The sequence below is a fragment of the Paenibacillus sp. MER TA 81-3 genome (assembly GCF_023713585.1).
Taxonomy (GTDB): Bacteria; Bacillota; Bacilli; order Paenibacillales; family Paenibacillaceae; genus Paenibacillus_B; species Paenibacillus_B profundus.
On record NZ_JAMAWB010000007.1, the window covers coordinates 56,154 to 74,033 of the forward strand.

The 17,880-nt window shown below is 48.8% G+C and carries 19 protein-coding genes and 1 pseudogene; 11 read left to right on the plus strand and 9 right to left on the minus strand.

All coding sequences use genetic code 11. The annotated features are described in order from the left end of the window. Positions 1–22 precede the first annotated feature (22 nt). From msrA to M3650_RS32565, 6 genes are all read left to right on the plus strand, one after another. Positions 23–604, plus strand: coding sequence for a peptide-methionine (S)-S-oxide reductase MsrA (gene msrA, locus M3650_RS11375; protein WP_285848413.1), 582 nt, complete (start codon positions 23–25; stop codon positions 602–604). Between the two features lie 420 nt (positions 605–1,024). Continuing rightward, positions 1,025–1,360, plus strand: a complete 336-nt coding sequence (locus M3650_RS32555; RefSeq protein WP_369011108.1) for an IS3 family transposase — start codon at positions 1,025–1,027, stop codon at positions 1,358–1,360. 96 nt (positions 1,361–1,456) lie between these two features. Beyond that, positions 1,457–1,711: a type II toxin-antitoxin system HicA family toxin gene (locus M3650_RS11380; protein WP_251574762.1), complete on the plus strand. Its 255-nt coding sequence runs from the start codon at positions 1,457–1,459 to the stop codon at positions 1,709–1,711. 56 nt (positions 1,712–1,767) lie between these two features. After that, positions 1,768–2,169, plus strand: coding sequence for a type II toxin-antitoxin system HicB family antitoxin (locus tag M3650_RS11385; RefSeq protein WP_251574763.1), 402 nt, complete (start codon positions 1,768–1,770; stop codon positions 2,167–2,169). Between the two features lie 219 nt (positions 2,170–2,388). Further along, entirely contained in the window at positions 2,389–2,697 is a 309-nt protein-coding gene (locus tag M3650_RS32560; RefSeq protein ID WP_369011117.1) for a tyrosine-type recombinase/integrase, read from the plus strand. A gap of 1 nt (position 2,698) precedes the next feature. Beyond that, positions 2,699–2,881, plus strand: coding sequence for a tyrosine-type recombinase/integrase (locus M3650_RS32565; RefSeq protein WP_251574765.1), 183 nt, complete (start codon positions 2,699–2,701; stop codon positions 2,879–2,881). A gap of 55 nt (positions 2,882–2,936) precedes the next feature. Here the strand turns inward: M3650_RS32565 and M3650_RS11395 are convergent, their stop codons facing one another. The 3 genes from M3650_RS11395 to M3650_RS11405 all read right to left on the minus strand — a co-directional run bounded on the left by M3650_RS11395 (position 2,937) and on the right by M3650_RS11405 (position 6,164). Beyond that, entirely contained in the window at positions 2,937–3,911 is a 975-nt protein-coding gene (locus M3650_RS11395) for a diaminopimelate dehydrogenase (protein WP_251574778.1), read from the minus strand. A 109-nt stretch (positions 3,912–4,020) separates the two neighbouring features. Continuing rightward, positions 4,021–5,475: a sensor histidine kinase gene (locus M3650_RS11400; protein WP_251574781.1), complete on the minus strand. Its 1,455-nt coding sequence runs from the start codon at positions 5,473–5,475 to the stop codon at positions 4,021–4,023. Then, positions 5,472–6,164 carry a response regulator transcription factor gene (locus tag M3650_RS11405; RefSeq protein ID WP_251575174.1) on the minus strand — a complete coding sequence of 231 codons (693 nt, stop codon included), beginning with the start codon at positions 6,162–6,164 and terminating at the stop codon, positions 5,472–5,474. The genes M3650_RS11400 and M3650_RS11405 overlap by 4 nt, the downstream gene beginning before the upstream one ends. Positions 6,165–6,338: 174 nt before the next feature. On the opposite strand from M3650_RS11405, the gene M3650_RS11410 reads away from it, so the two are divergent. Both M3650_RS11410 and M3650_RS11415 read left to right on the plus strand, forming a co-directional pair. Beyond that, complete coding sequence (locus M3650_RS11410; RefSeq protein WP_251574782.1) at positions 6,339–7,199, plus strand: CPBP family intramembrane glutamic endopeptidase; 861 nt, start codon at positions 6,339–6,341, stop codon at positions 7,197–7,199. Between the two features lie 171 nt (positions 7,200–7,370). After that, positions 7,371–7,709: a L,D-transpeptidase gene (locus M3650_RS11415; RefSeq protein ID WP_019419771.1), complete on the plus strand. Its 339-nt coding sequence runs from the start codon at positions 7,371–7,373 to the stop codon at positions 7,707–7,709. A gap of 153 nt (positions 7,710–7,862) precedes the next feature. Here M3650_RS11415 and M3650_RS11420 read toward each other — a convergent pair whose 3' ends face one another. After that, a complete protein-coding gene (locus M3650_RS11420; RefSeq protein WP_251574786.1) occupies positions 7,863–8,639 on the minus strand; it encodes an N-acetylmuramoyl-L-alanine amidase in 777 nt (258 codons plus the stop codon). A 500-nt stretch (positions 8,640–9,139) separates the two neighbouring features. Here M3650_RS11420 and M3650_RS11425 point away from each other — a divergent pair. The 3 genes and pseudogenes from M3650_RS11425 to M3650_RS11435 all read left to right on the plus strand — a co-directional run. Next, positions 9,140–9,523: pseudogene (locus M3650_RS11425) on the plus strand (IS4 family transposase); the annotation flags it as partial. A gap of 99 nt (positions 9,524–9,622) precedes the next feature. Further along, complete coding sequence (locus M3650_RS11430) at positions 9,623–10,117, plus strand: effector binding domain-containing protein (RefSeq protein ID WP_251574788.1); 495 nt, start codon at positions 9,623–9,625, stop codon at positions 10,115–10,117. Positions 10,118–10,192: 75 nt separating this feature from the next. Beyond that, on the plus strand, positions 10,193–10,309 hold the full coding sequence (locus tag M3650_RS11435) for a putative holin-like toxin (RefSeq protein ID WP_285848416.1): 117 nt from the start codon (positions 10,193–10,195) through the stop codon (positions 10,307–10,309). Between the two features lie 307 nt (positions 10,310–10,616). Here M3650_RS11435 and M3650_RS11440 read toward each other — a convergent pair whose 3' ends face one another. The 5 genes from M3650_RS11440 to M3650_RS11460 form a co-directional block, all read right to left on the minus strand. Then, positions 10,617–12,536, minus strand: coding sequence for a serine hydrolase domain-containing protein (locus M3650_RS11440; protein ID WP_251574793.1), 1,920 nt, complete (start codon positions 12,534–12,536; stop codon positions 10,617–10,619). A 111-nt stretch (positions 12,537–12,647) separates the two neighbouring features. Then, complete coding sequence (locus M3650_RS11445) at positions 12,648–14,990, minus strand: ABC transporter permease (protein WP_251574801.1); 2,343 nt, start codon at positions 14,988–14,990, stop codon at positions 12,648–12,650. A gap of 1 nt (position 14,991) precedes the next feature. Next, complete coding sequence (locus M3650_RS11450; protein WP_251574802.1) at positions 14,992–15,753, minus strand: ABC transporter ATP-binding protein; 762 nt, start codon at positions 15,751–15,753, stop codon at positions 14,992–14,994. Between the two features lie 107 nt (positions 15,754–15,860). After that, positions 15,861–17,120: a HAMP domain-containing sensor histidine kinase gene (locus M3650_RS11455; protein WP_251574804.1), complete on the minus strand. Its 1,260-nt coding sequence runs from the start codon at positions 17,118–17,120 to the stop codon at positions 15,861–15,863. Then, a complete protein-coding gene (locus M3650_RS11460; protein ID WP_251574806.1) occupies positions 17,117–17,800 on the minus strand; it encodes a response regulator transcription factor in 684 nt (227 codons plus the stop codon). Before M3650_RS11460 ends, M3650_RS11455 begins: the two co-directional genes overlap by 4 nt. Positions 17,801–17,880 lie beyond the last annotated feature (80 nt).

Genomic DNA, 17,880 nt, shown 5'->3' on the forward strand with positions numbered 1-17,880 from the left:
CCTAACAAGGAGGCTAACACTGATGTCTTATTCACAATCAACGAACACTTCTGAGGAGAACCGTGCGCCTGATCCATCGACATGCATTGAGACAGCGACGTTCGCTGGCGGCTGCTTCTGGTGCATGGTTAAGCCGTTCGATCAATGGGACGGTGTGCACAGCGTCATATCCGGTTATATGGGAGGACACGTTCCGAACCCGACATATGAGCAAGTAAAATCGCAAACGACAGGGCATATCGAAGCGGTGCAGATTACATTCGACCCTGCCGTCATAACATACGAACGTCTGCTTAAGCTATTCTGGGGACAGATCGACCCGACAGACGCCGAAGGTCAATTTCAAGATCGGGGCCATTCGTATACAACGGCCATCTTCGTTCATTCGGAGGAGCAACGGCGCAAGGCCGAAGCCTCCAAAGCTGCACTTGCTGCGTGCGGCAGCTTCGACAAGCCGATCGTCACACCGATTGTAGACGCCAGGCCTTTCTATCCGGCAGAAGATTATCATCAAGACTATTACCGCAAAGAGCCGGAGCATTACAAGGAGGACCGCTTCAAATCAGGCAGGGATGAATTCATCGCGAAGCATTGGGAATTGTAAAAGACTCCCGTTCGTCGCTGCGCAGATATCGCCTGATATTGGCTGAAACAAAACAAGCTGACGTCTGTACTAGACAGACATCAGCTTGCAGCCAACAGACCTATATCGGCCGGATCGCTTTCTACATGTGTTCGGGATACTTCTCGTTTTGGATTAAGATGATTTCGGGTTATTTCTGCTATAAATATGGTCACGGGAGATTGCGGGATTTTACGCACCAAGCGGTTTCTTATCCTTTTACGTGCACATTGATTATATGGCCTTGTTTCCTGATTGGGCAGCTGACGAAGAAGATGCACCGTGTACACGATGAGGTGGTGTTGCGTCGCCCACATTTTATGCTCGTCAGGCAAAGGCCCGTAGAGCCTCGAATTCTGCGGATACCCACGTTCGTAGAGGACGCCCAGACCTGGCTACTTCTTGACCCAAGACGGGAAGCGAGTCAACGACGAACAAACGAAGGAATGGCTCATGGAACTCATAGCTGGGGAGGAACATATCTACGGGTACTACCTATTGACGCAATGTTTACGCGATCAGCATCAGTTGATCATTAACCATAAAAAGGTATATCGGCTGTGTGATGAATTGGATATTCTGCAACCCGAACGACGTAAAATTGTCCATCATCCGAGAAGTTTGGCCCGAAATCACAACATTACCGGCCCAAACCAACTGTGGCAACTTGATATTAAATATGGGTACGTAGCTGGTCGTGATCAATTCTTTTTTGTTGCGGATATGATTGACGTATAGGTGGCAACCGTACGACAAAATGCGCCAGTCACGCCCCTTCTGCAAACTTTATACACGCATAGATTATGCGCATTTAATTATTGACGCGCATTTATAATGCGTGTTATATTAGATTATGAAGGGAGGGAGAAACATTTGGGGAAGCAACGTACCGTTAGGGAAGTCTTACAAGCACTCAAAGCCGCAGGGTTTCGCAAGTCACCCACTCACGGCAAAGGTACTAGCCACCGAAGGTACATACACATTGACGACCCGACGCGCTACGCTGACGTGAGTTACCACTCAAGCGGCGATGTACTAGCAAAGGGCACGTTGAAAAGTATAGAACGCACATCAGGGGTTGAATTTTAACCCTTGATGTCCCCATCTCCAACTCTCCCTTTAAAAAAGATAAAGGAGACTTTATGATGCCAAACTACATCTATCCTGTTGTTGTTGAAGAGACGCCGACCGGTGTAAGCATGTACTTTCCGGATTTCCCGGGCACCGCTGTAACGGCTCCGTCCACGGTTGTTGGTATTAAGGATGCTAAGGCCATGCTGATACATCGCATTGAAGAGATGCACGATAACAACGAACTTGTGCCAGAGCCTGCCGAGACTGGCTCTATCCAGTTGGAGGAGCCTAGTAGCGACCGGATTATCTATGTTGAGGTCTTTGTGATTCCGCCGGCCGACGATAAAACCGTAACCAAAAACTGTACCATGCCGAAATGGCTGCGCGATGCCGGGGAAGAAGCAAACCTTAACTTCTCCCAATTGCTGCAGCAATCCGTTCGTGAAGCCTTGGGCATAGAAAAGCGGCCGTGATTAGGCCGCTTACTTTTTTTATGATATTGGGTGCATATCCCGCTCCGCTGAACAATCATAGTTCATCGTCAAAATAAAATGTGGGTACGTACACACATTTAGGATTCCGCGCCTTAAACCGATGGTCATTGCCAGAGCGGGCACATGCCGACCGAGACATCTCGCTCCTTCCTTCGTTTGAAGTTATGAAGGAGGGACAGTCGTTCAATGGATCATGTGATGTTTCATTTGTGTATCTACACCGGTGCTCGCAAAGGGGAAATCTTAGCGCTCCGCGAGTCTGACATCGATTTTAAAAACAAAATGCTCACATTAAACAAAACTCTGTATCATGAGGACAAAGCTTTTTCATACCAGACGTCCAAGACAGCCGCATCTAGGCGTTCTATAAGCTTAGAAGATGTAACGATCCGTTTATTAAGAAAGTGGCTTACACATTATAAAGAACGGCGTTTGGCTGAAGGTATGAAAGCAGACTCGGATAGTTTAGTATTCCACGCTTCGAGGCGGAGGCGGTACCCCACTTAGAATGGCATATCCCAATGACAGACTGAATGAAATTATCACAAAATACAATCTACACAAAATAACAGTGCATGGTTTACGACATACGCATGCATCATTATTATTCGAAGCAGGAGCCAGTATAAAAGAGGTCCTAGAACGCCTCGGTCACTCTGACATCAAAATGACGATGAACATATTTAAATAAAACTAAAGCCCCAAACCAAAACTTGATTCAGGGCCGTAATTCCTTGATATATAAGCTACAGCAGCTCCTTGCGCAATTGCTCTGGCGACTTTGGAGACATCAGGCCTAACGGAATGTCGAATACCGTACGCGCCCCGGACTCTCCACGCGCAGCCAGCTTAGAGACAGCACGTGCGTAAGCTACGAGCACACTTGCGGTAAACTCCGGATTGCTGCCGAGGTTCAGGCCGAACTCCATAATTTGCGCAGTGCCTTCACCCGTCATGCCACTGCGGAATACGAGGCCGCCGTGCGGCATCGCAGAGTGGTTCATCTTCAGCTCTTCCTCACTGATGAAGTGTACGATCGTGTCGTAGTCAGCGAAGTAGTTCGGCATCGACTTAATTTCTGCTTCAATGCGCGCTTGATCCGCATCTGCTTCCGCCACGATGTAACATTCGCGTACATGCTTGTCCCGTGTCGTCAGCTTCGGATTTTCCCCAGCACGGACTTTCGCTACCGCCTCATCGGACGGAATCGTGTATTGCACGCCGTTCTTGACACCTTCCACCCGGCGGATAGCATCGGAGTGCCCTTGGCTTACGCCGCGGCCCCAGAACGTATATTCATTGCCTTCCGGCAAGATGGATTGGAACAAAAGTCGGTTAAGCGAGAACAAGCCCGGATCCCAGCCCGTCGAAATGACGGAGACGTGTCCGTTCGCTGCTGCTGCGGAATTCACAGATTCGAAATATTCCGGAATGCGTGCGTGTGTATCAAAGCTGTCGACGGTGTGGAACATACGGGCAAGCTGAGGCCCTTGCTCCGGCAGATCCGTTGCCGAACCGCCGCACAGAATCATAACATCGACTTTACCTTTGTATGATTCGGCCTCGTCCAACGAAACGACCGGAACGTGCGCTTGAATAGATTGCGGATCGCGACGCGTAAAGATGGCGACGAGCTCCATATCTGAATTTTGGCGAATCGATTTCTCGACCCCTTTGCCGAGGTTGCCATATCCTACGATACCAATGCGAATTGCTGTCATGTGGTGTTGCTCCTTTCCTAATCACAGATCTTTCTCTAGTATAATGTGGATTTCCACAGTCCGACATAGATTATTGGAAGAACATATTGCACTTCATGTGCACTACACGTTAAGACTGGACCGTCTCCCTGGCCGGGAGCGTGACCGTCACGCAAGCTCCGCCTACGTCGAGGTTGGATGCTAGGATAACGCCGCCGTGCTTCTCTGTCAGCAGCTTCGCCATGTACAGGCCTAGTCCGGCGTGACCTTTATGGCGCGAACGCGACGTATCGCCTTGAACAAATTTATCGAACACGATGTCCAGCGCGTGCGCCGGGAATCCCGGCCCGGTATCCATAATTTGCATAACAAGCTTATGCTCCGCTAATTCCGTTCTCCATGAAATGGTTCCTCCTGCCGGCGTAAACTGCACGCTGTTGGCAAACAAGTTATCCAACAATTGCGACAGCCTGTCCGGATCGAACAGTACGGAAGCCTGCTCTTTGCGTTTGTCCTCCAGGTCATATGTGAAATGAATGTGCTGCTCCCCGCACAGCCGTTCGATGTCGGACGCCTTCTCTTCCATAAACACCCTGACGTCCACAGCACGCCGATTCAGCTGGAACTCCGGCGTCTCCATTGCCGATACCGTATTCATCTCCTGTACTAACCGCGCCGCGCGCTTCGTGTTTTTGTCAATCGTCGCCAAATAGCGATACAAACGATCCGGGCGCTCCGCCCCGCCTTCCAACAGTCCTTCCACATGGCCTTGAACAATGGCAAGCGGCGTTCGCAGATCGTGGGCTAAGGCGGCTACCATGTCGCGCCGCTCTTGCTCGAGCTTCCATTCGCGCTGCAGCGATGAATACAGTTCCCGCCGCATCTCATCGAAAGCTTTTACAAGCTGGGCGATCTCGGACGTGCCTTCATAAGAGAAGCTGAAGTCCAAATCACGCCGCTGCACCCGCTTCGTTCCCTCGATCAGCTCTTGAATCGGCTGGTTCAGCTGTCGGCTGAATCTCCTGCCGAACAGCCACGTAAATACAATAATAAGCAGAAATGGTAAAAGTATAATAAGCGTTCCCAACAGGCTGACGTACGGATTGCTTGCCTCATCGGTCGCAGTGACCGCAAGCACATAAGTCAGTACGACCGCCCCTTCGAACTCACCTGCCGCATTCACGATTGGCATCATTGTCCGCGCATGATTGGAATCAATCATTTTGGTGGAATTGAGCCGTTCAATCAATTCGCGGCCACTGTCGATTCGCGGGTCTGTCAATGTGCCATACACAGGTGTCCCGTATCGATCAACTATCGCGTAAGATATCCCTGTGCCGTCGATAACCTGCTCTAACGCTGACCTACCGCCCTCTTGCAGCAGATTGTCTCCCTCCGCCGCCACAACCTGCCAGATGCCCGGTATCTTCTTCTCATAATAATTAGCAGGTCTAATCCAGTCCGCTTCTCCCTGAAACATCAACCACACGACCAGCCCCCATACGGCAGCAGTCAAGATAAAGCTGAGTCCGATAACTAGACTGAAATAAAAGATGAATTGGCGTTTAATGGAGCGTGTCTTCACGAACGGCCCCCCCATTTGTAGCCAACCCCCCACACGGTTTCGATCCAGCGCGAATCCGGATCGGCGGCAGCCATTTTGGCCCGGATATTTTTGATGTGCTCCGTTACGGTAGCATCATCTCCGAACGCATCCATCCCCCACACCTGCTCATAAATGTGTTCGCGCGCGAATACTTGTCCCGGATGCAAGGCAAGCAGCTCTACAATGGCAAATTCACGGTTCGTCAACGGCAAGGTCTGTCCTTGGCAGCGCAGTTCATATCCCCTGACATCGATCGTATAGGAGCCGAACTTAAGCAGTCCGCTGTCCCGGCGCTGTATGCTGCGACGTTCCCGCCTGAGGTGCGCTTCAATGCGTGCCTTCAGTTCCCGTAGGCTAAACGGCTTGACGATATAGTCGTCTCCCCCTGCCGCCAGTCCGTAAATCCGATCGGCTTCGCTCTCCCTTGCGCTAACAAATATAATCGGGCAATCGACACTATCCCGCACTTGTTTGCAAAATTGAAACCCGTCCGTGCCCGGCATCATCACATCCAGCACAATCAAATCCGGCAGCCGCTCTAATATGAGCCGTTCCGCTTGCTCCACGTTATAAGCTGCCCTCACCGCATAGCCCTCATCCTCCAGCGCATCCCGTACGAACTCAGTCATCTCTTCTTCATCATCAACAAGCAAAATGCTCGCTCTCATCATATCCTCTGTCATCCCCCGCCGAACGTTCTCCTTCTGTTCAGTGTAATCCAAACTTCTTCTGCGGGGCAAATGAGCGCGGACTTTATACTTTCTTGAGAAATGCGTTGTAAGCTGACAGATAGACACTGCAAAATGTATCTCTTGTGCACATGAAAGAAAGGACGATATTAAATGAATTCAACCGCAAATGCAATTTTGAAAAAAGAGGCCTTCTTATACTGCGTGCTTGTGCTCGGCTTAACCTTGGCCGCGAACTTGAGCGGCGTGTTCGAGCTTATCGCCGTCAGCCAAGCCGCACCGCTCATCACGGTGTTGCTGCTGCTTCTGTTCCGCCCAAAGTGGAAAGAGACACTGCTATCGACTGGCATGGCGAAGCTCGGCGGACTTCGCTGGTACGTGATTGCACTGCTGTCCGGCATTCCGGTCATAATAGGTTTTGCCGCAGCCTGGGGTCTCGGCTTTATCGCGTTGCCGTCCGCCCATGAATTTAGCAACGGCATGACAATGACCGCCTACTTCCAAGTCATCGCTCAGAGCTTCTTCAGCCCGAACATGCTCATTGTGATGACATTGTTCTCCTTCGCGGAGGAGATCGGCTGGCGCGGCTACTTGCAGCCGAAGCTGACACAGGCTATCGGTGCAAAGAAGGCGATTCTGATTACAGCGGCCGTGTGGGCCGTATTCCATTACCCATTCTACTTAAACGGTTACAATGAGGACGGAATTCCGCTTGTGACGATTGCGCTATTCACGGCGATGATATTTCCGCTTTCCGTCGTGATGGGCTGGGTCCGGCATAAGAGTGGCAGCCTATGGCCTGCCGTCATCATACATACGGCTATCAACCATAGCCGCAGCTGGTTCGAAGCGTTGTTCAATCACAAGCAGGAAGGCTGGACGTATGTCGCGGGTGAGTCCGGCATCGCCACGCTCCTTCTGTGGAGCATCGCCGCCGTGTTCGTGTGGCGGTCGCTATCCGGTTCCGAAGCGGATGCCTCCAAGTCCGGGCAAATCAACGATGTCGCCCTATAGTGGATGCCTAATCCACCGCCATGGATTTAATATCGGGAGACGATGCACAGCACCTTGTATTGAAAAAAAGTGTGTAGATCTAGTATCTTTCGACACCTTATCTACACGCTGAATGCTATTTTAACATCACCAACCCACCCAGCATATTGTAATGAAAAGGAGTGGGGTGTTATGCCACAATATCGAATCATTGTCGATTTGTCGGATCGTAAGCTGTATCTCTTGGACGGAAATATCGTAGTCAGAGAGTTCCCCGTCGGAATCGGAAAGATGCTCACCCAGACTCCGACAGGCGAATATACCATAATCAACAAGGAGCCCAATCCGGGCGGACCATACGGTGCGTTCTGGATGGGCTTGTCGAAGCCGCATTACGGCATTCACGGAACGAATGATCCTTCCTCGATTGGAAGACTAGTATCTCACGGATGTATCCGGATGTTTAACGAAGATGTGCTTCAATTAGCTTCGCTTGTGCCCATACACACCAGGGTAACCATTCGTCCGTAGATAGTTCCTATCAGACCTTTTTATCAATCCTCTAGAAGCTCAGCCAGCCTGCCTTCTTCGTAAGTTATAATCGACCGTACCATCACTTACTCCGGGGCTTAATTTGATAAGAACATGGATTTTTTCGATTACCGCTCAGGCGCTGCCGATCTTTTACGGTTGCAGTTGGATGCTGATTGTTTTCTCTTTTCCATTCCAGTTGACTTTTGCACCGGCTGCTTCTGCTACTGCCCGTACTGGAGCATATGCCTTCCCGCCGATCAATCGCCCACCGGCAACATTATTTCCATTTATTGATGCTGTTTTACTGCCATTGTCCCATACGACTGGCGCACCGATCGCCGCACCGATGTCCCGTATTGGTGCAAACACAAGGTTGTTTACGAATATGCCTGTTGCTACCTTCGCTCCATTCACTTCAATAATCGCTTCATTTTTCGGCCTCTGGAGCTTTTGTAATTCTTCCTTAACCATATTAATGAACTTGCTCCAATACGGCAGCAGTTGCGACGGGCACAGCTTGCCCGACCATTTTTGGTGCGGAACTATGTGCTCAACTGTTAACTTATGACGATTAATGAGAAAGGCTGCCAACCAAGCTGCATTCCGCCAGGCGACCTCCGTCTTCATACCGATGAACATGCACACTTCCATACCGAGGCTCGTCTGATTCCCTGGGCCGTCACCATCTCCAGCATGCCACCCCTGTTCGTTATCGCGCAGGTGCTGGAAAATATCCACATCGTCCACTGTGTAGTGCCATGATGCCTGCCTGCCGCCGCTGCCGTCCAAAATGTATCGCGCATGCGACTCCGCCGTGCCTGTGAGATTGTCCGTATTATGGATGGTGATCCATCCCGGAACCATGGGCTTGTTAGGTTTGTTCGGACGTCCGTCCGGAAGCAGCCGTTGTTTAATCTCGATGCTCATTCTCCATCAACTCGCTTCTGAAAAAGTATGTGGTTGTCCTGACTGGATTCCAATAAGTAGCCGCCAAATCAAAAAAAGCGTTCAGTAAGTTGAACGCTGCAGCGATGACTAAATATGCGAGGAATAGTGTTGTTTGAATTCCAATTTTATTTTAGAAGCAGCTGCCCTCTGCAAGGAATATCAGTAACTAATCCCCTGTCAATTGGCTCAGTTCAGGTCAGTTTCTACCGTACTATAGTAAATGTTATGATAGCTAGAATCACAGTGCCAATTACAGCTGTACCGGGGCAAAGGCTTGTTTTACTGTTCAAACAGCACGCACCATATTATCAACGCTATCCATCCTGATTGTGGGGAAGAATGGACATATGGACATTGCTGGAAGTCCGACAACATGCTCTCGGTTAAAAGGGTCTTCATAGAACTCAAATCCCTTATGAGCAAGAAAAACGCGGCCCCCGGAACGCTGGAAGCCGCAGCGTTATCGCATGTAATTGGTGCTGGTGAAGGGAATTGAACCCCCGACCTACTCATTACTAGTAAGAGAAATCAAACCGGCTTTTCAAGAACTGAATGTGCTCAAACACTTAAATGCCGCAGGGTTCAAGAAAAAGTTTGGTTTCACCTGTACCTGCTTGTTTCGCCTCGTATTCGTTCTTTTGTTTCACCAGAAGAATTGGTTTCGCCTGCTGGAAAGTAACAAAGGCGAGGTGTTTCCCGGCAAAGATGCCGTTTACCGGTTTCTCAATCACGGCGGGTACGCCTGGAGGCGGTTCTTACTGTCGCTGAGTGGCGAGACCGTGCAGCGTATCGGGAAACTGACCTCGGAAAGCCGTGAGACGGCATTCATCTTTGATGACTCCATGTTCGAGCGTAATCGGAGTAATTAACAATACACGATTTTCTGGACAAATCAGCGCACTCGAGAACAGGAACGAAAGCTTAGCGTCCTATACACTGGATGGGAAAGGAGATGAGATCAGATGGAGTCGTTAAAAATGCTTCGCCAAGCCATCGATTATATCGAGGATCATTTGCATGTTATGCTTGAGATCGATGATATTGCGAAGGCAGCTTTATCATCCCGGTATCATCTTCAACGAATGTTCCATGCATTAACCGGCTTCACGGTCACCGAGTACATTCGGAACCGGCGATTAACGCTTGCCGCAGAAGAATTGGCATCTACCGTAATCAGCAAGAGTGTCGATATCCGGACGGATGCCTTCAAGGAAATACCCGAATTCGCCGAGAAAATCTGGAAAGACGGTACGCATGACCGGATCAACGAGGCGACCGGCAGATCAGCCGGTATGCTGCTCTACGGCTATCATTTTGACTTCAAAGAGGACGGGAGCAGACGTTATATGATGGGATTTGATTTTCCAAAAGGAAGCGATGCCCCGCCTGAGTTCACCGTTCTGCACGTGCCGGCCCGAACGTACGCGGTCGAATCGATTTGCGAGATCACTCCATGAGGGAAATTATGGTATGATGGATAGGCGATAGAATGGCTTTATGGGCGGTCGGCTACTCTCCCGGAAGGGAGGTGAATGCCTGTGGAGGTTAAAGATGCTTTGCTTATCATGATTGGTTTCGGTTCGCTGATTGTCGGGCTACTGGGATTAGTCTTGACGCTCATTGCTCTTGTCCTGCACCAAAAGAAATAGGCCGCCCCGTCGAAGGAATCGGCCTATCTGGTGAAACTTTCGTATTGAGCCACCGCCTTTGAAGCGGCTGTTGCACTGGAGTCGTGTTACCCGCACGGCTCCTTTTCTATTTATATCTTATCATGCATGGTTTTATACGTCTACTTTGATGCTACGGAGGCTTAGCAGCCCCCTCCTATACGCTCCTTGGTGACGCAATTGACTCGCGATGGGCAAATATTAGCCAGTCATGTCACTCGAAAAAATAAAAAACGGACCTGCCACAGTTTGTATCTTGGCCGATCCGTCTGATGTCTTTAGCAGACATTTAAGCAATGAGATGAAAGAACTTCCAGTCGGCCAGCAGGACGATGAAACCGACAAGAAGCACCGCTGTAGCCATTCGGAACACTTTTTGGACTTGGGATTGCGGATGGTGTCTGCCTTTAAAGATAGAGATCACAAGCAGCAAGCCAGCGAGCATTGCCAGTATCCAGTTCATAATAATTCCATAATTCAACTGATTAGTGGTCACGTTTTGATTGCCGATGGCGTTCAGGAGCAGGAACAAGACGTTTAATACCAGTGCGGTTCCGCACACAATGACGCCTGCGGACAAATGATTAGCTGTGCTTGAAGACAAAATTCCTTTTCTTTTCCACAGGAGCCAGCGAATGATAAGCACAAGCGGAGCCAACAAAAAGAACGAAACAGCTACTGCGGCAACAATCAGATAGGTCATCAATGCCAGGACGGAACGGCTGGACTTGAGCGGAAGCATGTCCATCGCTTGTCCGCCGCTTAACCGCGTTACTTTTCCTTCTGATTTTTCAGCATACAACATAGGCGCACTCATCTGAATACTCTTACTGTTGGTTTTATCCAGTTTGTATACATAGGGGCTAATTTGTTTATACTCTCCTGATATTCCACGCCCGGTTAAGGTAAGGTCATGTTCGCCCTTCGCTTCCAGATTAACCAACGTCAGGTAGCCCATAAACTCCTGGACAGTGGTAAAGGTATTGCGTGATAGTACATAGTGTCCAGCCACTTCGCTTGACGGCGGCAGGTTTTTACTTGGCTGCACGAGCTCCTTTGCCTTATTCCGAATCAGCAGGTCAATCAAACTAGGCACAATATCGCGTTCGCCCTCTGTGTTGGTTAATACGACAACACCAAGCTTTTCTTCAGGAACAACAGCAAAATTACTTGAAAAGCCCATGGTGCCTCCACTGTGTCCAACAGTACGGGGCTGTGCGTTGTATTCCCAGAATCCATGCGCATTGGAAAGAAGGTCCTTGTGTGGCGTATAGCTTTGGGTAAGCATCGTTTGCAGCGTCTGCTGCTTGGCGAACAACGGGCTGTCAGCGGTTGTCAATGCTATGGCAAACCGTGCGAGGTCTTCCGCCGTTCCTTTCATTGCTCCTGCAGGATAGAAAGGAATATAATAATGTGCTCTAGGTTCGAAGCCTCCTTTCGCTGTAATCGCATAGCCTGTAGCTTCTGCATCCTGCAAATCCCGGTGATCAGCCAGTGTCGGATGGCCTGAGGTATGATTCATCTCCAGCGGGCGTAAAATCCGCTTCTTTTCGTAGTCGGAAAAAGGTTCCCCACTTACCTTCTCCACCGCAAATCCTGCCAGGGCTGTGGCAAAGTTAGAGTAAGACATGACTTTGCCAGGCTCAAATATTTGCTCGGGTTGGGAAGATAACAGCACTTTTTCCAGTGATTCCAGCTTCTCCGATGACTTTATAAATAGGCCGCCCGAATATTCCTCAAAGCCGGCGGTATGGCTCATTATATCCAGCAGCGTAATCGGTTTGTCGTAGCGAAGCTTCTCTGCAAACTCCTGCGGAAAATACGCCCTGATGTCTTGATCCAGCTTCATCTTTCCTTCTTCTACTAATTGCATAATGGAGGTCCAGACAAATAGCTTGTTAATTGAACCGTAGCCAAACACAGTGTTGGCGGTGTCTACAGGGATTTGCTTCTCCATATTGGCGTAACCATAGCCTTTGGAAAAAATAATCTCGTCGCCTCTGGTTACCACAACCGCAGCACCAGGAGTTGATTTTCCGATATATGAATTCACATAGTTGTCGATCTCTTGCTCAAGCTGGGTGTAGGGAATACCGGAAGGTGTCCGATCTGAGCTTGCTTCCTCTGCGTAGACAGGGATCGAAAAAGCAGTAAAGAATAGCGCACTCATCAAGATCGCGATTATTTTGTTCCATTTTTTCATGTTCATGCTAGTGTTCCCCCATATTTTACAAATAAATAGATTAAATCACGTCTATCTATGAGCTGATATTCAAAAACATCACAGTTCGTCTGTGGCCTTTAATAAGCTGCTGCCTATCTACTCCGTAATCAATCCATATGCTGTGATTCTCTTGATTCTGCGCGACACTAACATCGATACGAGATAGACCAGTACAATAATGGCGATGCAGAGTGTAACAATAAGCGGAACATGTATGATGAATTGCACATTGGAAATGCCGGCATCTGAGAGCAGCAGCTCAAGCACGGAATTGGTGTACAGACTGCCCAGCACACCGCCGACGATTACGCCTGCAATTACAATGGGAACAAAGCTCAGCGCGATCTGGGTCATAAGCTGGAACGTGGTATAGCCTGTCGCTATTAGAATCCCCAGTTCCCTTTTTCGCTTGAGAATCGTCATTTTGATGACCAGATAGAGAATCAATACAACTACCAGCACGGTTATCGCCAGGATCACAACCATGACAGCAAATACTGCCGATATATATACCCGGGTTCCGCTCTCTAGCGATTCATCCACATCCGTTATAGTCTGAATCATGCTTCCGTACTCCGCTTCGACATCACGGATAAAGTCCGATTTGTTGACACCTTCCAGGTATACATTAATGGACATTCCTTTATGGTCAGGAATCAGGTGATGCACCCCTGCCATGGTTAAAGATGCTCCATTCCGCCCCGCATTAAACGATTGGTTCAGCCCGGTTATCAGAAACGGATGGGAAGCACCTCCCACCCCCACTTTAATCGTATCGCCAATGTTTTTGCCGAGCAGTCTGGCTAGTCCTCCGGTAACAACAATCTCGTTGTCGAATTGCGGATAGCGGCCTTCATAGACCGATTTGTTTTCCAGCTTTCCGTAATCATCAGAAAAATCCGTATTCACCAACTGGCCATCAATCGTCGTTGTAATATAGTCCAGAATATTGGCTTTTTCCACACCTGTCATCTGTTGAATCTGCATTAGCAACTGCTCGCTGTCTTTACCGGGTTCAACCTGAATTCCGACATTAGGCGTTTCGGCACCAAGCATTTGGAAAAACGCCGTTTTATCTTCAGCAATATTGTAGTACAACACAACCGAGAAGACCGAAGCAAAGGTAATCGCGACAATAATGCTGCCGATCATTAGGTTCTGCCGGCTGTTCGCAAGCATTGTTTTGCAAGCAAGCACGAATTGGAGGCCGCCTTTGGCCTTGTCCAGCGGGAGAAGATTTCGTCTAAAATTATGGGTCATGATCCCTCCCCGCAATGCTGCGACAGGGGAAAGCTTATGGATCCGCATGGAAGAGAGCAGCGCTACTACCAGCACCAACAGGGTTACAATCAGGACACTGGCCAGATCTGTTCCCATGTGGGCGTCCCCCGTCCATAGCAACCCCGCCAAAGAAGAGATCACTCCACCGAACGCGGGCATTACGGCATAAGAAACGGCTGCACCTGTGACACTCGCGGCAACTGCGATCAGCATAAACTGCAAGACAATTGATGTGTGAATCTGCAGGCTGGTATAGCCCACCGCTTTAAGCACGCCAATGTTCACCATACCATCGTCGATGCTGTATGATATACGGAACTTGATCACTGTAAGCGACATCAGCACGATCATTACCGCAAACGCGACCAGAATCATGGCGACAATATTAACGATTAAAGCGCTGCTGCTTTCTGCCGTCTGCATGTCCGCTCCCCAAAAACTGGGATCCACAGCCTCGTTGGATTGTGGAAATTGATTGTTATAGTCACTTAATAAGGCGCCTGATTGTTCACTATCCGTAAAAATTGCAGATATAAGGGTGCCGTCGGCCGCAGGACCCAGTTCCTCAGACAATTGACGGTAGGCCGCATCCGGCAAATAAAATTTCAGCATGGCGAGTTTGGATGTGCCCATCAAAGTCGACTCAAAAAATCCGGTTACACGGTAACTATATTTCTTATTTTGATAAGTAAGGGTGAAGTTGTCTCCTAGTTGGTAGCCGTTCCTCACTTTTAAGCCATAAGGGATATAGATTCCCTCTCCTTTGTCAGAAGCCGACTCCTCAATCAGCTTCAGCGGCGCAACGGTCCGCTCTGCATCCGCATTCAGCAGCGCAGTTCGAATACTAAATTCGCTCTTGTCGAAACGAATCGTGGCCGTGGGCAGCAATATCATTTGTTCCGTTTCTGTCTCTTTCACTCCTGAATAGGATTTGAGAAAATCTCCATAAGGCTGCTTATAGTTTGCGCTTTTCATTACGATGCTTACATGCGCATCGTGTAATTCTTCGACCTTGTCTTCATAAAAGGTGCTCATTTTAGACATAACCGTCGTGCCTATGTTCAGCAGCAGTGCGGCAATAAAAATCAAAACAAACAGGGAGAAGACCGCGCTTTTTCCTGTTTTGATATTGGCCATGGCCAGGTTAATAATTCTCATCTTACCATCCCATTTCAGACAGGAACGCATTTAGCTTCTCATGCCTTGCAAGGTTGTGATCGGCATGAAAAGCACCTAGGTCCAGATCTCCACAAATAATGCCGTCACGCAGGTAAAGGATTCGGTTGCCCCGCAAAGCCGTTGTGATATCATGTGTGACCGTGACTATGCTCTGTCCATTCCGGTTGACCTCGGTCATGACGTCCAGCACACTGTCGCTTGATACGGAGTTGAGTGCGCCGGTGGGCTCATCTGCGAACACCATTTTCGGACTGTTGATCAGGGCGCGCACGATCCCGGCCCGCTGTGCTTCACCACCGGATAACTGGGAGGGGAATTTCCCCCACAAGGTTTCATTTAATCCCATCTGGGCAAGCAATTGTTTGGCTTTGGCAGCAACAGCCTGCTTGTTCTTGCTCACCAGCAGACCGCTCGCCAGCACATTATCCAGCACGCTCAGGTTGTCCAGCAAGTGGATTTGCTGGAACACAAACCCGCAATTATTGCGGCGGAAAATGGCAAGTTGGTCATTATTCAGCTTGGATATATTTTCACCCTCAAAATGAATTTCCCCGAGCGAAGGTTTGTCCATGCCGGAAAGTGCATAGAGCAGTGTCGATTTTCCTGAACCGGAGCTGCCCATAATAATTGTAAAGTCTCCTTCCATCAGGCTGATGTCCAAATTTTTCAGCACATGCTGCTGAATTCCGCCAGTGGAGAACGTTTTGCATAATTTCTCTGTTCTAAGTATCGTATCTTGCACGAGGTGATCATTCCTTTGTTGATAGATTGCAGAATGGATTACAGTCCTATCATACAAAATCAATTCTTATTTAATCTTTGTCCAATCCTTAACCGTTCCTTAAATCGTTAGACGAGCTTGATTCGGAGGGTGACGGTAAAACCGTCATCGCGATTATGGCATTCAATATCGCCCTGCATGCTCTGCATGAGATAATTGGAGATGAACAGTCCAAGCCCTGCTCCGGTTTGGCCCGCGATGTTATTGCCCCGGTAGAATTTGTTGAACAGCAGCGGCAATTCATCCCGGCTGACGCCATTTCCATAATCCATAATCTCTATTTGCAAATGGGTAGGGGTAATAAAAGAAGAGATTTTAACAGCGGTACCCGCATATTTGTAAGAGTTGCTCAGGATATTATCGAAGACTTGCTGTAAGCGTGTGACATCGGTGAGGATAATACAATCCGGGATGGGGTCACAGGTAATTTGGTCATCGTAGTTCACATTCGCGATAATTCCCTTCAGAACGCCGCTGTATTCCTCAGTCACATTCACCTTCAGTTCTTTCAACTCCTCAAGCGTCGCATGGAACATATCCGTCACCAGCAAGTTAATTTGCTCTGCCTTGGAATAGATCATGTTCAACTGCTTGATTGCTTTCTCATCGTTAGCTCGCAACAGCATCAGTTCGCTAACCGCCTTAATGGAGGCGACCGGTGTTTTGACGTCATGGCTTAGGCTGGCCACGAGCTCTTTCTTACTGCGGTTGGCCTCATATTCACTCTGCCGCGCCGCCGCCAGCTCCTCCCGCATCATGTCGAAGCTTTCGGTGAACGCGCCGAACGGATTGTTTTTATCCATGTTTAAAGGAATATCCAGATTCCCCCGGGCCACATTCAGGGCAAAGCTTTGCAGCTTTTTAAACGGGGTGATTACGGCATGATTCAAAAATATAATATAGAGTACGCATAGCACGGTTAACACGGTAAAAGTTATCAAGATTACGGTCACAAGCTGTTCCTTGTTGCGCTGCATCTTTTGGTCATAATCATCATGGATGATGAGCTTTCCTGCGGGAGTTCCTTCCACCATAACATCCAAGATCGAATCCCTGTTCCGGATGGCATCATTAATGGTCATGGACAGTCCGTCTGCCGTTTGGTAGCGTACGTTCCCGCTCTGATCCAGAACGATAAATTGCTGCGTGATGCCGCTGTAATCGCCTTGCTCAATCTGCTCCCAGTGGCTTTCAACCGTCTTCAGTACCCTGTTGGCCATGACAATATCCACATCCGTATTTACTTCGGCCCCAATCACCTGCACAGAAAGAATAATACCTGCAATAAAAACAACAAGCATCGTCAAGAGCATTCCCTTGGCTTTCATCGCTTGCCATCCTCTAGAACATATCCCGTTCCCCACACCGTTTTGATATATTGCGGTTTGTTGGGATTGACCTCTATTTTTTCGCGCAAATGCCGAATATGTACGTTTAAGGTTCCATCTCCAGTAAAAGAGTCACCCCACACCTTGGCGAACAGCTCTTCCTTGGACACCACCCGGTTTTTATTTTGTGCCAAATAGCAGAGCAGCCTGTACTCCAGCGTTTTGAATTTGATCTCTGCACCGTTCACGCGAACACGGGAAAGCATACAGTCGATCTGGACCTGACCGAACTCCAGCATTTCTGCCGGACTTTGTTTTCCATATCTTTTGAGCACAGCTCTAACCTTGGCTAGCAATATGCTGAGCGTATACGGCTTTTGGATGTAATCGTCTCCGCCGATGTTAAGGGCAATCAGAATATCGTCATCGCTCGAGCGGGCACTGATGAACAGAATTGGAATCTGCGTAGTTTGCCTCAGCTTTTTGCACAGATCAAAGCCCGAGCTCTGACCCAGATTGATATCCAGAAGAATCAGGGAAGTTTCATTCTCCTGCAAAAAATGCTCACACGCCTCCGCGCTGGTCACATAAGCTGATTGGACCTCGAACATATTAAAATACTCACATGTTGTTTCCGCAAGAATACTCTCGTCATCCACAATTAAACAATCATAGTTCATACATATTCTCCATTTGATCACAAGAATTAGAATCGATCCGTTCCACCCATAAGATACCACGAAAAAGGATCGTGTGGTAA